The sequence below is a fragment of the Kribbella sp. NPDC051936 genome, from assembly GCF_040680955.1.
GTDB lineage: Bacteria > Actinomycetota > Actinomycetes > Propionibacteriales > Kribbellaceae > Kribbella.
Genome location: NZ_JBFAXS010000008.1, coordinates 440926 through 454602 on the forward strand (window position 1 = coordinate 440926; position 13677 = coordinate 454602).

Consider the following 13677-nt stretch of genomic DNA (forward strand, 5'->3'; position numbering starts at 1 on the left):
GGGCACGATCGATTGCAATCGTTTGCATGCTAGGAGGCCGCGGATGCCCGCCACTGTTCGTCGCCGTACCGTCCTGTTCGCCGGCGGAGCCGCTCTCGCCGGCGAATCCCTGCTCGGCGGCGGCACCGCCCCGGCCGCCGCCGCGCTCGCCCCGGAGGCGTCCGCCGACGCGCAGATCGCCGCCATCCTCGGCCGGATCCGCCCGCCGCGGTTCCCCGACCGCTGGTACGACGTGACCGCTTTCGGCGCCGTCGGCGACGACGCCACCGACTGCACGGCGGCGCTGCGCGCGGCGATCGAGGCGTGTCACCGCAGCGGCGGCGGGCATGTCGTCGTACCGGCCGGTGACTACCGCACCGGCGCCGTTCATCTGTTGAGTCGTGTCGACCTGCATCTGGCCGCCGGCGCGCGGCTGGCGTTCAGCCAGGACCCGGCCGCGTACCTGCCGGTGGTGCCGACGCGCTACGAGGGGACGGAGTGCTACAACTACTCCGCCTTCGTCTACGCCTACGGACAGCGCGACATCGCGGTCACCGGCGCCGGGGTTCTGGACGGCCGCGCCGACGCGACGCACTGGTGGGACTGGACGGGCGGCCCGCCGCCCAACGAGGGACCGGACAAGACGCTGCTGATCCAGATGGCCGAGGCCGGTGTCCCGGTCGAGCAGCGGGTGTTCGGCGCCGGTCACAACCTGCGGCCGAACCTGCTGCAGTTCAACCGCTGCGAGAACGTGCTGCTCGAGGGCATCACCGTCAAGGACTCGCCGATGTGGAACCTGCACCCGGTGCTCTGCCGCAACGTCACGATCCGCGGCGTGACCGTCGACAGCCCCGACGGGCCGAACAACGACGGCATCGACCCGGAGTCCTGCACCGACGTGCTGATCGAGAACTGCACGATCTCCACCGGCGACGACTGCATCGCGTTCAAGTCCGGCAAGGACGCCGACGGCCGGCGCGTGAGTGTTCCCGCCCGGTACGCCGTCGTCCGCAACTGCGAGATGGCCGACGGGAACGGCGGCGTGACGGCCGGCAGCGAGACCAGCGGCGGGGTGCGGGACATCTTCGTCCGCGACTGCCGGATGAGCAGCCCGCACCTCGAGCGCGCGATCCGGATCAAGAGCAACCCGAACCGCGGCGGCACGATCGCGAACATCGACGTCCGCCGGGTCGCGGTCGGCCAGGCCGCCGACTCTGCGATCGAGATCGTGCTCAACTACGCCAACGTGACCACCGGCGCCTACCCGCCGGACGTGCACGGCATCACGATCAGCCAACTCACCGTGGCGTCCGCGCCGCGGGCCCTGAACCTGCTCGGCCTCACCGACGACCCGCTGCGCGACATCCACCTGCACCAGTGCCGCTTCGACGCGATCACCGAAGAGAACGTGATCGAGAACGTCCAGGGCCTGCGCCTGGCCCAGGTCTGGATCAACGGCGCCCGCGTCGACAACTGAAGGAGCCTGTCATGGATGACCTGACTCGCAAGAACTTCCTCCGCCTAAGCGCAGCCGCGGCTGTCGCCGGACCCACCGGAATCATGGCGGCTGGACCGGCCGCCGCCGATGGCTCGAGCGGCGGGGCGGGAGCGGGTGGTGCGCAGCTCGCCTCCTCGACCGGCACCGCCCTCCACGACCCCGGGCCTGGCTGGGGACAAGTCAGTGAGATCCTCCGCAACACCCGTCCGCCACGATTCGCCGCTCGCGACTTCTCGATCACCACGTTCGGCGCGATCCCCGACGGCACCACCCTCGCCACGGATGCGATCGCGAAAGCCGTCGACGCCTGCCACCAGGCCGGCGGCGGGCGCGTCGTCGTACCCGCCGGCACCTTCCGCACCGGCGCGATCCACCTGAAGTCCGACGTCAACCTGCACGTCTCCGCCGCAGCCACGCTGCTCTTCAGCAGCGACCCGAGCAACTATCTCCCGGTCGTCCTGACCCGCTTCGAGGGCCAGGAGTGCATGAACTACTCGCCGTTCATCTACGCGCGCGACTGCGAGAACATCGCGGTCACCGGCAGCGGCACCCTGGACGGCGGCGCGACCTGGGACAACTGGTGGTCCTGGGTCACGCCCTCCGGCCCGGACGCCCAGGCGTTGCAGCAGATGGCGGCGGACGGCGTACCGGTCGAGGACCGCGTGTTCGGCGAGGGCCATCACCTGCGCGCCGCGTTCATCGAGACCCAGTCCTGCCGCAACGTGCTGATCGAGGGCCTGACGATTCTGCGGTCGCCGTTCTGGGAGATTCACCCGGTGCTGTCCCGCAACGTCACCGTCCGCGGCCTGACCATCGACAGCCGCGGCCCGAACAACGACGGCGTCAACCCGGAGAGCTCGCAGTACGTCCACATCCAGGACTGCACGCTGAACTGCGGCGACGACTGCATCGCGATCAAGTCCGGCAAGGGCGCCGACGGCCTGCGGATCAACGTGCCGTCGGAGAACATCCTGATCGAGAACTGCACCCTGAACATCCGGTACGGCGCGATCACGATCGGCAGCGAGATGACCGGCGGCGTCCGGAACGTGTTCGTCCGCAGCTGCACGATCGGCAGCCCGAACCTGTACTTCGGCCTCTACATCAAGACCAACTCGGTGCGCGGCGGCTTCGCCGAGAACATCTACCTGCGCGACCTCGAGATCTCGAACCTGACCAAGGAAGTCGTGTCCTGCAACTTCTACCGCAGCGAGGGCGACGTCGGCCCGCTGACGCCGCGGGTGCGGAACGTCGAGCTGCGCAATGTGAACGTCGGGCACGCCCGCAACGCGTTCTCGATCTTCGGGTACCCGCGCTCGCCGATCGAGGACTTCCGGCTGATCGACTGCACGTACACCAGCATCGACGCCGCGAGCTCGATCCAGGACACCGAGCTGTCGTTCCAGAACTTCCACGTCAACGGCCGGCTGATCACCGACCCGGCGCAGCTCACGTGACGGCTCCGGACACCGCTCACCCGGCAGGCTGGCCGGACGCCGACCGCATTCTGGCCGGCGTCCGGCCGCCGGCCTTTCCTGCCGTCGACTTCCCGATCACCGCGTACGGCGCGGTCGAGGCGAACGCCGGCCCCGGGATCGCTGCCGCGATCGCTGCCTGCCACGCAGCCGGCGGTGGGCGCGTCGTCGTACCGCCCGGACGCTGGCACACGACCGGGATCCGCCTGCTGTCGTCCGTCGAGCTCCACGTCAGCGAGGGCGCCACGCTGCTGTTCAGCACCGACCCGGCCGACTACCTCCCGCTCGTCGAGACGCGGTACGAAGGGCTCGACCTGCTGAACCACGCGCCGCTGATCTATGCGCACGGCTGCACCGACATCGCGATCACCGGTACCGGCACGCTCGACGGCCAGGGGTCGTGGCACAGCTGGTGGCAGTGGTTCAACGAATGCGATGACGAGTTCCGGACACTCCGCGAACAGAGCTGGTACGGCGTGCCACTCGAGGACCGGGTGCGAGGCACCCGCCTGCGATCCAGCTTCGTCCAGCCGTACGACTGCACCAACGTGCTGATCGAGGGCGTGACCGTGGTGCGGTCACCGTTCTGGCAGATCCACCCGGTGCTCTGCCGCAACGTGACGATCCGCGATCTGGTGATCGACTCGCAGGGGCCGAACAACGACGGCATCGACCTCGAGTCGTGCCGCTCGGTCGTCGTTTCCGGCTGCGTGATCGACGCCGGCGACGACTGCATCGCGCTCAAGTCCGGCCGTGAGGCGGACGGGCTGCGGGTCGGCGTACCGACCGAGGACGTGCTGATCGAGAACTGCGAGCTGCGGGTCAAGTACGGCGCGATCACACTCGGATCCGATCTGACCGGCGGCGTGCGCAACGTCTATGTGCGGGACTGCCGGATCGGCGGGCCGTACTTCGCGCTGTACATCAAGACCAACGCGGTCCGCGGCGGCTTCGTCGAGAACGTCTACCTGCGCGACATCACCGTCACCGACGTCCTGAAGGAAGTCGTCCAGTGCAACTTCCACCGCGGCGAAGGAGAGACCGGGCCGCTCACGCCGTCCGTCCGGAACGTCGAGCTCCGCGGGGTGAAGGTCGAGCACGCGCGCAATGCGCTGCTGCTGCGCGGCTACCGGCACGCGCGGATCGAGGACTTCCGGCTGGTGGACTGCGCCTTCACCGTCGACCAGCCCAGCACCGTGCAGCACACGGCGCTGAGCTTCGACAACGTCACGGTCAACGGCCGGCCCGTGACGGACGTCCACCAGATCCGTTAGGGCAGATGCGCGCAGTGGACGTCGAGGTCCCACAGGATCACCGACAGCGCGTACGGGCTGATCGTGTGATCGCCGTGGGTCGCGTCCTCCAGCAGCTCCCAGTGACCGTTGGACTCGTTGCTCACCGCATCGGTCCCGATCACCGCGATTCGCTGCCGCACCGCCGCCTCGTACGACCGGTGGCCCACGCCGTTGAAGCAGCACTCGTCGAACCGGTTGAGGATCTGCATCTGCCGCCGGTGCGGCCCGACGGAGGCGAGCGCGTAGAAGTCCGGGAAATCGGCCAGTCCGTAGAACCCCGGCTGCATGTCCAGCCGCTGCTCCCAGTCGCCGCGGGTCGGGCTCGGCTTCGGCGACCCCGGCCGGACGAAGAACGGCAGCGAGCCGGCCGTCGGGTAGGACCGTGTGATCCGGGTGTCCAGCGCCGGGTACACGCTGGTCGCCCACCCACCGCCGGACAGCCCGATCATCTGCACCGACGACGGACGGTACGTCGCCTGCACGTAGTTCATTGCAACCGCGAGCGGCGTGAGGAACAAGGCGAGCGGTGAGTACCTGGCCGAGGCCCACCGCGGCAGGTCGTTGTGCGACGGCTGCAACTGCTTGGCCGGGTCGGCCGGGTCCTGCAGCGTCTTCGGGTTCCAGTGGTAGAACGGCATCGCGAACAGCAGCACGGTGTACCCGTGGTCGAGCAGCCCCTGCGCGACCCGCTGCATCGTGTCCAGGCCCTCGCCGTGCCCGTTGTGGTAGAACGCGACCCGCCGGTGCGTGCTCTGCGTCGGCTCCAGCACGAACACGGACGCGACGTACCCGAACTCCATCGCCACGTCGAGCTTGTCGAACCGCCGTACGCCGGTGAACTCCGGCAGCTCCGGCGGTCCGCCGATGTCCCGCCGGACCGTCGGCAGCCCGGTCGGCAGGACGCCGGTGTCCTTCCAGACCTGCGCCACCAACTGCGGACGTAGCGCGTCCGCGTCGGCGGCGGTATGGATCTTCATCAGCTCCTCGACGTCCACCCCGACGACGACCTGCGGCAGCGTCTTGTACGTCGCCGCGTGGGCGGCCGCGATCTCAGCATTCACCGGCGCGACGGGGCGCGGCGCCGGGTGCGGCTGCACACCGCCCGCGGGGACCTCCGTCGCAGCCGCGGTCAGGGGCCATCCGGTCGCGCTGCCGGCAGTCACGGCGAGAGCACCTCCGAGAATGGCCCGACGGTTGACGTTCTTCATCATGGATCACCTTTCGAGGCGGGGAACGACCGGGTGCCATCCGCCGAACACGAACGACGGGTCGCGCAGCCGCGCTGCCTCCTCGTCGCCGAGCTGCCGGGAGCACTCCAGTCGGGAGCTGGTGTCGAGCGGCCGGCCGGCCAGGTCGGTGCTGTGGTACTCCCAGAACCGGATCTGGCCGGCGGCCGCGCAGTCGTTGGGGCTGGTGATCTGCCAGCCGGTCGTCTTCACGTGGCTGTCCATCGCAGAGTCGACGAAGACGGCCTGGCTGGTCGGGAACCGGCTGAGCTCGGCGCGCGCCAGGAACACGCTGTCGTCGGGCACCTCCGGCGCACGGGTCAGCCGCACCCGGACGAAGATGTTGCCGGGACCGTTGTCGGTGTTGCGGACCTGGTTGTAGTAGCCCTCGTGCAGCGCCTTCAGCTCCGAGTCCTGCATGAACACACCGCCGGTCCCCCAGACGAAGTCCACGTCACCCTCGACGTAGCTGTTCGTCACGAACGCCTGGCCTTGCAGGCGCAGGCTGTCCTGGTAGCCGAGGATGCGGACCCGGGCGAGCACGATCCGGCTCCCGTTCCCGAAGAACGCCTCGGCCTGCGAACCGCGGTACGGCGTGAGGTTCTGCACCGTCACGTCCGACATCGTGAAGTCGTCCGCGAACACGGCCATCGCGGACCGCCAGCAGTTGAACCGGTCGGACTGCGGGATGACGCGGCGCTGGCAGTACGACTGTTCGGGCGGGACGTTGCCCATCGCGGAGTCGCCGTTCAGCAGGTTGTTGTTCGGGTAGCCGATCACGGTCTTGCCGGCGCCCGCGCCGCGAATCGTCAACCCGGGCTTCGTGGGCGGCACCCAGACCAGCTCGCGGTAGAGCCCCGGGGCGACGTCGATCGCCGCCTTGTGCCCCTCGCCCACGAAGTCGATCGCCGCCTGCACCGTGCAGAAGTCCTGGCCGGGGCCTACGGACAAGCGCTCATCGGTCCTGGGATCGTGCCGGGTTCTGAACCGCCAGTCCTTGGTGCCACGATCCCCGACCACGAACCCGGGATCGACGGTTACGGAGTACACCTGGCCAGGCTCGAGCCGCCGGTGCGGGTAGATCTTCACCGTCCGCCCGTCGACCACCACCGCCTGATACGTCCACGTGTGCAGCTGCCCGAAGTCCGTCCGCGCCTGCCCGATCGACCGCTGGTACGAGGTGAGGTCCGCAAGGCTGATCGTGTCGACGACGTCCCCGTTGGCCGCGTGGATCTGGACCTTCCCGGTGACACCGAGCCTGACGGGCCCTTGGTAGGTGAGGGTCAGCGGCGTGTCCGAGCAGATCGCTTCTGCCAGACCCTGCGGCGCGAGTTTCGGCGTGCCGATGGGGTTGGTGGACCAGCCGGTGAGGCGTTCGAGAACCGCGGTGAGTCCGGCGGCGGCGACCTGGTGGCCTTTGACGTTCGGGTGCGTGCTGCCGTTGAAGTCGTCCGGTCCGAGCCAGCCCGTGGTGTCGACGTACACGATCCTGCGGTCGTTGGCCGCCGCGACCGCCGCCTTGATGTCGTCGGCGTGTGTGCCGTTGAACGGGCGCAGGGCAACGATCAACGCGTGCGGGTCGGCGGCACGGATCTTGCTGAGGTACGCGGCGTACGCAGGAGTGAACTGCGCGCTGGCGTACGCCGCATCGTTCGTGCCGAAGTTGACGACAACCGCGCCGGGGTCGAAGCCCGTGGCGGGGAAGCCCGCGAGGTTCCAGCCGAACGACTCCGCGGCGGTGCCGACGTTGCCGTGACCCGGCTGCAGGATGCCCTGCTTGCCGAAGCCGACCTGGTTGGTGTCCGCGCCGAACGCCTCCCCGACCAGGTGCGGGTAGGCCTTGGTGCCGTCCGCGCAGTCCGTGCCGAGCTCGGCGCACAGGGCCATCACGCCCTGGGTGATCGAGTCGCCGTAGAACTCGATCCGGTGCTCGGCCGTCGTCGGCAACGGGATCAGCTTGGCGTCCGGGGCAAGCTCGATCTTCCTCAGCACGACTCCGGTCTGCAGCGGGACGTTCCAGCGGTTCTCGTACTCGTCGACGTCCTTGACGAGGACCTCAGCGGTGTGGGCGATCACCGGGTCCAGGTCGTCGGCGAACACCTTGTGGTCCGCGTCGACCTTGTGCAGCACCGGCGCCCCGCCGTCGATCGCGACGTACAGCTGGGCGGGGACCGTGATCGACGCGGTGTCGAACAGTGCACCCAGGTGCGAGCCGGTGAAGCGGAAGCGGACCGACGAGCCAGAGTTGACCGTGATCGCGACGTCGTCGTCACGGCCCCAGTGACCGTCGAGCTCGATCCGCGGGTCGAACGGGCCGTACGTCGCCGGGTTCGCGGCGGCGGCCGGTCCGGCGGACACGGTCAGCAGTCCGGCTCCGGCGAGCACGACCAGGCACAGGCTCAACAGACGATTTCGCACGGCGATCTCCTCGCGCGGACCGCCGCAACAGAAGGCCCGGGGCGGTGGGCGGGTAATCCTTTTCCTGGCAACCGTGACAGCGCTGCGCGGTGACGTCAAGGGTTCGCCTCGGGAAATCGGGAAAAGGTTTACATCATGCTGCCGGCGGCGATCTGCGCTGTGCTCATGGTCCAATGGGGCGGTGAGAAAGCCCGTTGCGAACCGCGCAGCTCGTGCGACAATCCACGACGTGGCGCGGCTGGCCGAGGTGTCGACGGCGACCGTGTCGCGGGTGCTGAGCGGTGGCAAGCCGGTGTCGCCGGAGGTCGCCGACCGGGTCCGGGTGGCCGCCCGGGACGTCGGTTACCGGCCGAACCCGGCGGCGCAGACGCTGTTGCGCGGCAGCAGCCGGACGGTCGGCGTCGTCGTACCGGATCTCGGCAACCCGTACTTCGCGGAGATCCTCAAGGGCATCGCCGCCGAGGCGGCCGCGGACGAGCACCACACGCTGGTCGCCGGCACCGAGGAGGATCCGGAGCAGGAGTACCGGTCCGCGATCGAGCTCGCGCGTTGGGTCGACGGTCTGCTGCTGTGTGCGCCCCGGATGAGCACGCCGCGCCTGCGCGAGGTCGCGGAGGCGGCGCGGCGACTCGTCCTGATCAACCGGGTGCTGCGGCACCACGCCGTCGGCTCGGTGGTTGTCGACTACCACCTCGGTGTGCGGGCGCTGTGCGAGCATCTGGCCTCGCTCGGGCACAAGCGGATCGCGTACCTGCAGGGGCCGACCGCCGCGTGGTCCGATCAGCAGCGGCAACGCGGCTTCCGCTCGCCGGAGGCGTCCGGGCTCACGATCGTCCGGGTGGAGTGCGGCTCGACGCTCGTCGACGGGCGGGAGGCGGTCGAGGAGGCGCTGACGTACCAGCCGACCGCGATCATCTGCTTCAACGACCACGTCGCCGTCGGCGTCCTCAGCCGCCTGCGCGAACTCGGCCTGTCGGTCCCGCACGACATCTCGGTCGCCGGCATCGACGACGCCCCGATGAGCGCGCACACCGACCCCGGCCTCACGACGTACGCCGTGTCCACGGTCGAGCTCGGCCGCCAGGCCTGGGAACGCTTCACACCCAAGGTCACCACCGCCACCACCCATGTCCGGGGCGAACTCGTCGTCCGCGGCTCCACCGCCCGCCCACCCCGCCGCCGCTGACCCCACCCGCACCGATTCGGTGGGCGAGGCTGGTTTGGGTGGTGGGTCAGGCGGGGGCGGTGAAGCGGTAGGTGCCGGGGGTGGCGCGGCAGCGGGCGGCGGTTGCGGTGGGTTCGAGACGGGTCAGGCCTTCGGCCTCGGCGAGTGGCCGGCCGGATTCGCGAGTGTCGTCCGGGCTCTTGGTGGGGATGTGGATCGTCGCGTCGGCGCCGGGTGGGACGGTGACGTCGAGCGTGAGGGTGCCGTCGGCTATTTCCCAGCGGGTCGAGACCCGGCCGGCGGGGATGTCGTACGACGCCTCGGCCCAGGTCAGCCGGCCGCCGGGGGACGGCTTGATGACGAGGTCACGGAAGCCGATCGAATCGGGCGCCTGGCTGATCCCGGCGACGTCGCCGTACAGCCATTCGCCGACCGAGCCGAGCGAGTAGTGGTTGAACGAGTTCATCGCGACCGGGCCGAACCCGCTCTCCTCGGTCCACCCGTCCCAGCGCTCCCAGATCGTCGTCGCGCCGTGCTTGATCGAGTAGCCCCAGGACGGGTAGCGGTCGTCATGCAGTAGGTCGTACGCCAGCTCGGCGTACCCGTACCTGGTCAGGATCGGGCACAGCAGCGCAACCCCCGCGAACCCGGTCGTCAACGATCGCCCGCGGAGCTCGAGATCCGCGACCAGGTGCTTGACCGCCACCTGTTCGGCCTGCTCCGGCAGCAACCCGAACGCCAGCGGCAGCAAGTACCCGGTCTGGGTGTCGCCGCGAACCTTGCCTTCGGCATCGACGAACTCCGCGACGAACGCCGCCGCGATCTTCGTCCACAGCTCGCGGTACGTCGCTGCCTCGTCTGTCAGCCCGAGCACCTCGGCGGTCGCGGCCGTGAACTCCACGCTGCGCGCGAAGTACGCCGTTGCGAGGACGTCGCGATCGGTGCGCACGCCGACCTGCAGCCAGTCGCCGTAGTGACCGCTCGTGCGGTGCCGCCAGATCAGGTCGGGGTTGGCACGGTGGACGTAGTCGACCCAGCGCCGCATCACCGGCCACGCGGTCCGGAGCACGCGCTCGTCACCGTAGATCCGGTACAGCATCCACGGCACGATGGTCGCCGCGTCCGCCCACGCCGGCGTGCCGTGCCGGCCGGTGATCACGTGCGGGATCACGTCCGGAATCGCGCCTTCGTCGGTCTGCGCCACCGCGAGATCCGCGAACCAGTTCTCGAAGAAGGTCAGCACGTCGGCCTGGTAGGCCGCCGTCGGCAGGAAGATCTGCGCGTCGGCCGTCCACCCGAGGCGCTCGTCGCGCTGCGGGCAGTCCGTGGGAACGCTGACGAAGTTGCCGCGCTGCCCCCACCGGATGTTGCTGAGCAGCTGGTTGACGCCGGGATCCGAACACTCGAACCGCCCCGCGACCGGCGTGTCGGAGTGCAGCACCCGACCGGTCACGTCGTCGGCGGTCAGCTCGCCCGGATACCCGTCGACCTCGACGTACCGGAAGCCGTGCACGGTGAAGATCGGCTCGAAGAACTCCTCGGCCGCGCCGGCGCTGACGAAGTAGTCCGTGGCGTCGGCCGTCCGCAGGTTGGCGGTGTACAACTCGCCGTCGGCCTGGAGCATCTCGCCGTGCCGCAGCCGGATTCGGTCGCCGGCGTCGGCGCCGCGCACCCGCAACCGCACGCGACCGGCAAGGTTCTGCCCGAGGTCGACGATGAAGCGTCCTGGCTCGACCGCGGTGACCGCGACCGCCGGCACGTCCTCGGTGACGCGCACGGGGTCGGTCGTCGCCGCGATCAGCGTCGACACGTCACCACCGAGATCGCCGGCGGGCGCCCACTCGCTCGCCTCGTACCCGGCGCTGGACCAGTCGCCCAGCTCGAGCCTCGCGTCGTACGACTCCCCCATCAGCAGGTCGGCGAATCTGATCGGTCCGACGTGTTCGACCCAGCGGCCGTCGGTCGCGACCACGGTCCGCGAGCCGTCGGGGTGATCTATGACGAGCTGCGCGAGCAGCTGCGGCTTCTTGCCGTAGTGGTGCGCGTGGCTGCGCGTGTCCCATCCGACGTACCCGGACCACCAGCCTTCCCCGAGGACGGCACCGATCACGTTTTCGCCGGCGCGCAACACCTCAGTCACGTCGTAGGTCTGGTACGCGACGCGCTCGCGGTAGTCGGTCCAGCCCGGCGTCAGCTCGTCGTTGCCGATCCGCTGGCCGTTGGCGTGGAACTGGTACAGCCCGCGGGCGGTCGCGTAGAGCCGGGCCCTGGTGATCGGCTGGGTCAACTCGAACGACCGGCGGTAGTAGCGCGGCGGCGCGATGGTCGCCTGCCGGACCGTCCGCGGCTCGGCGCGATCCACCGGCGGCTCGAAGTACGGATCAGTTTCGTAGTCGTGCTCGATCCAGTGCGCCTGCCACTCGTCGTCATGGAAGAGCCCGGTCGCGAACGTCGCCTCGGCCGATGACACGGCTCCAGCCGCGTCACGCACCGCGAGCTGCCACACGTAATCGGTCTGCGACGTCAGCGGAGCACCGCCGTGGTCGACGGATGTCGTCCGCTCGCTGCGCCACCCGCTTTCCCACACCTGCACGCCGTCGCGCAGCACGCGCACGCGGAAGGCGTCCTGCCGATCGCCGCGCGTCGGCGACGCCAGCCGCCAGCTCAGCCGCGGTCGCCCCGTACCGACCCCGAGCGGGTCGGCTCGGTGTTCGCAGCGCAGGTCGTACGCCGTCAGCCCTCGCAGCTCTGTCACGGCCGGCGTTTCGGACTGCACCCAGTCTGTTGTCACCAGGACCACTCCGTCTCGGGTCGATGCAGCTCGTACTCCCGCAGGCCGCCGGCGTGCTCGGAGCGGTCGCCGTACATCGGGCGGGACGTGCCGGGCGGGTCGATCGCGATCACGTCGTCGCCGCGCCAGGTGGTTCGGAACTCGTTGCCGGCCGCAAGCTCTGTTGTTGTCTGCTCGACCATCGGGAACGTCACCACGATCCGCTCTCCCGGCTGCGGCTTCGGGATCGACAGGTAGCCGTCGGGCGCCCAGATGCGCTCGGCGCCGGTCCGCTCGTCGTCTCCGCGGCGGAGTTTCAGCCGCGCATACCCGGCCCAGTCGGGGATCCGCACGCGGAGCTCCTCCATGGGCTCGTTGACCTGCAGCTCGACTTTGCCCTCGACCGGCAGGTGGCTGATCACGTCGACCGCGTGGTGCCCGCGCGTCAGCAGCAGGTTGACCCGCCGCACCTGGTGGTCACCGGTGACGATGCTGTTCCACGCCCAAAACAGGCCACGGACGCCGGAGCCGACGCAGCATGCCTGCACGTCGTTCGTGTGGCCGCGGCCCAGCGGCACGTCGGAGACATAGTCGTTCGGAGCACCGTATCCGCAGAAGGCGCCGAGGACTCGCTCGCCGACGTTCACGTACGTCCGCCAGCCGGGCTCGTCCTGTGAGCGGTCCGGGGCGGACTCCACCCAGCTGACGTCCTGCAGTTGCGACGCGGCCAGGTGGTTGCGGACGAAGCGCTCGACGACCGGCCAGTACTCCGTGAGTCCGTTCCCGGCCAGCGTCGTGCCCAGACCGATGAGGTCCACGAGAGAACAGGTCTCGTGCTCGTACTGCTGGTCGGCGAGGTCGCCCGGCGTCCAGCCGAACCTGGTTGCCTCTCCGAGAACCCAGTCGTAGCTGCGGCGCACGAACTCGGTCAGCCCGTGGTCACCGGTGTGCCTGGCCAGTCGCGACAGCCCCTCCAGCGTCCCGACGCGCGTGTGGAAGTGGCCGCTGCGGTAGGCACGGGCGGAGTTGAAGCTCCCGTCCGCGTTGAACACACCGCTCTTCTCCACGATCAGGCGAGCGAACCACTCGCACAGCTCGAGCGCGTCGGTGTTGCCGGTGGCCTGGTGGTACCGCAGCAGCGGCATGATCAAACGGCCGGAGAAGGAGGCCGGGTCCGGCGCAAGATGCAGGTCGATCGCGTTCGACGACGGCCAGCCGTCCTTCGTGTACTCCGAGGCCGGATAGAACCAGACGTCGCGCTCCTTGATCGCGATCCGCTTCAGCGCTGCCACCTGACGGTCCGCGGCCCGCCGGGCCTGTGGATCATCGGCGGCGACCACAGCGGTCGTCATCGCAAGGAGTGTGGCGCGCTGATCGATCAGATTCGCGTTCGGCAGCCAGTGGCCCTTGGGATGGACCTGGCGGTAGGTGAGACCGTCATCGGCGAGCAGCGCGAACAGCCGCCGCCGGTAGCGGTCGGCGATCGTGTCCCACCGCGGGTCCCAGTCCTTGCCGCCGGTCATCTGCCGGGTGAGCAGGATCGCGTCGGTGAGCCGGCCGTGGCTGGAGCCGTAGTCCCAGTCGCCGTGGTCCATGCGGGCCGGGCGGGCCAGCAGGTTCGCACTGAAGAACGGGATGCCGTCCAGGTCGTCGTCGGCCAGTCCGGTCACCGCGTTCATCGCCAGCGCGGCCCGGTCCTCGAGCAGCAGTGTCGCGGGGATCGTCGCCATGAGGTAAACCTTTGCCTCCTCGGCCGCCGAAGTCAACCGGCTATCCACAGGCTGGCCGATCCGCCTTGTTTTCTTGACGTTTGCTGGCGGAGACTGGGCGGACCCGAGCGAAAGGAGAGGC

Annotated in this window: 8 protein-coding genes; 4 read left to right on the forward strand and 4 right to left on the reverse strand. The window is 69.6% G+C overall.

Features of this window, described 5'->3' with window-relative positions; all coding sequences use genetic code 11:
- Window positions 1–43 precede the first annotated feature (43 nt).
- The 3 genes from AB0L64_RS29535 to AB0L64_RS29545 are packed head-to-tail and all read left to right on the forward strand — an operon-like array spanning window position 44 to window position 4226.
- Window positions 44–1456, forward strand: coding sequence for a glycoside hydrolase family 28 protein (locus AB0L64_RS29535; RefSeq protein ID WP_363715267.1), 1413 nt, complete (start codon window positions 44–46; stop codon window positions 1454–1456).
- Window positions 1457–1467: 11 nt separating this feature from the next.
- Window positions 1468–2934 carry a glycoside hydrolase family 28 protein gene (locus tag AB0L64_RS29540; RefSeq protein WP_363715269.1) on the forward strand — a complete coding sequence of 489 codons (1467 nt, stop codon included), beginning with the start codon at window positions 1468–1470 and terminating at the stop codon, window positions 2932–2934.
- The gene (locus AB0L64_RS29545; protein WP_363715271.1) at window positions 2931–4226 is read left to right on the forward strand and encodes a glycoside hydrolase family 28 protein; all 1296 of its coding nucleotides are present in this window, start codon (window positions 2931–2933) and stop codon (window positions 4224–4226) included. The genes AB0L64_RS29540 and AB0L64_RS29545 overlap by 4 nt, the downstream gene beginning before the upstream one ends.
- On the opposite strand, the gene AB0L64_RS29550 is transcribed toward AB0L64_RS29545, so the two are convergent.
- The gene (locus AB0L64_RS29550) at window positions 4223–5458 is read right to left on the reverse strand and encodes a hypothetical protein (RefSeq protein ID WP_363715273.1); all 1236 of its coding nucleotides are present in this window, start codon (window positions 5456–5458) and stop codon (window positions 4223–4225) included. The genes AB0L64_RS29545 and AB0L64_RS29550 overlap by 4 nt on opposite strands.
- 3 nt (window positions 5459–5461) lie before the next feature.
- Window positions 5462–7891, reverse strand: coding sequence for a pectinesterase family protein (locus tag AB0L64_RS29555; protein WP_363715275.1), 2430 nt, complete (start codon window positions 7889–7891; stop codon window positions 5462–5464).
- A 181-nt stretch (window positions 7892–8072) separates the two neighbouring features.
- Here AB0L64_RS29555 and AB0L64_RS29560 point away from each other — a divergent pair, with 181 nt between their 5' ends.
- Window positions 8073–9077, forward strand: coding sequence for a LacI family DNA-binding transcriptional regulator (locus AB0L64_RS29560; protein ID WP_363715277.1), 1005 nt, complete (start codon window positions 8073–8075; stop codon window positions 9075–9077).
- Window positions 9078–9123: 46 nt separating this feature from the next.
- On the opposite strand, the gene AB0L64_RS29565 is transcribed toward AB0L64_RS29560, so the two are convergent.
- Both AB0L64_RS29565 and AB0L64_RS29570 read right to left on the reverse strand, forming a co-directional pair.
- The gene (locus tag AB0L64_RS29565) at window positions 9124–11847 is read right to left on the reverse strand and encodes a family 78 glycoside hydrolase catalytic domain (protein WP_363715279.1); all 2724 of its coding nucleotides are present in this window, start codon (window positions 11845–11847) and stop codon (window positions 9124–9126) included.
- Window positions 11844–13556: a hypothetical protein gene (locus tag AB0L64_RS29570; RefSeq protein ID WP_363715281.1), complete on the reverse strand. Its 1713-nt coding sequence runs from the start codon at window positions 13554–13556 to the stop codon at window positions 11844–11846. The genes AB0L64_RS29565 and AB0L64_RS29570 overlap by 4 nt, the downstream gene beginning before the upstream one ends.
- Window positions 13557–13677: the final 121 nt, after the last annotated feature.